Consider the following 1,013-nt stretch of genomic DNA (forward strand, 5'->3'; position numbering starts at 1 on the left):
AATTGAAGCTCTCGCAATAGCCGTTCTCCCATGGACTGCCAGGCTCGATAAACGCCGTCTTTGCACCGACCGCGACGATCCATTCCCTCACAGCCTTCGCGATGAACTCCGGACCGTTGTCCGACCTCACATATCCAGGCGGTCCGCGCAGGATGAACAGGTCCGTCAGGACATCGATGACGTTGATCGAGTTCAACTTCCGATCGATGCGGATCACCAGGCATTCCCGCGTGAACTCGTCGATGATATTCAGCATGCGGAACTTCCTTCCGTCATGGGTCCGGCTTTCGACGAAGTCGTAGGACCAGACATGGTTGGCATACTCAGGTCGTAGGCGGACACACGATCCGTCGTTCAGCCAGAGCCGGCCTCGCTTCGGTTGTTTCTGTGGGACCTTCAGCCCTTCCCGACGCCAGATCCGCTCAACGCGCTTGACGTTCACCGTCCAGCCTTCGCTCTTCAGCATGGCGGCGATCCGCCGATAGCCGTATCGGCCGTACTCGCTGGCGAGCCTGACGATGTCAGCGGTCAGCGCCTTTTCGTCAGCCCGTCCGGTCGGCCGCTTGCGCTGCGTCGAGCGATGCTGGCCGAGAACCCGACACGCCATGCGTTCCGACACGCCGAGCATCTCGACGACATGCTCGACGCACTGCCGACGACGGGAAGGGCTTAGAAGTTTCCCGAAGCGGCCTCACTGAGGATCAGCTTCTCAAGGGTGAGATCGGAGACCGCCTTGCGCAGCCGCTCGTTCTCCTTCTCCAGATCCTTCAGGCGCTTCACCTGGCTGCCCTTCAAGCCGCCATACTCCTTGCGCCAACGATAATACGTGAATTGCGTGACGCCGATCGCGCGGACCGCCTCGGCCACGCTTCGTCCTTGCGAAACCAGGACATCAACCTGACGCAGCTTCGCGACGATCTCTTCAGGCTTGTGCTTCTTGTTCGGCATGCTCTCGTCCTCCAATGGTCTCAAAACCATACTTTATGAAGGACCACTTCAGTGGGGGCAGACCA

General features: G+C 59.6%; 1 pseudogene. It reads right to left on the minus strand.

Features of this window, described 5'->3' with window-relative positions:
• Positions 1-948 (minus strand): annotated as a pseudogene (locus tag MF134_RS23775) (IS3 family transposase); the annotation flags it as partial.
• Between the last annotated feature and the right edge of the window lie 65 nt (positions 949-1,013).

This window comes from Jiella marina, assembly GCF_024359545.1.
Taxonomy (GTDB): Bacteria; Pseudomonadota; Alphaproteobacteria; order Rhizobiales; family Rhizobiaceae; genus Jiella.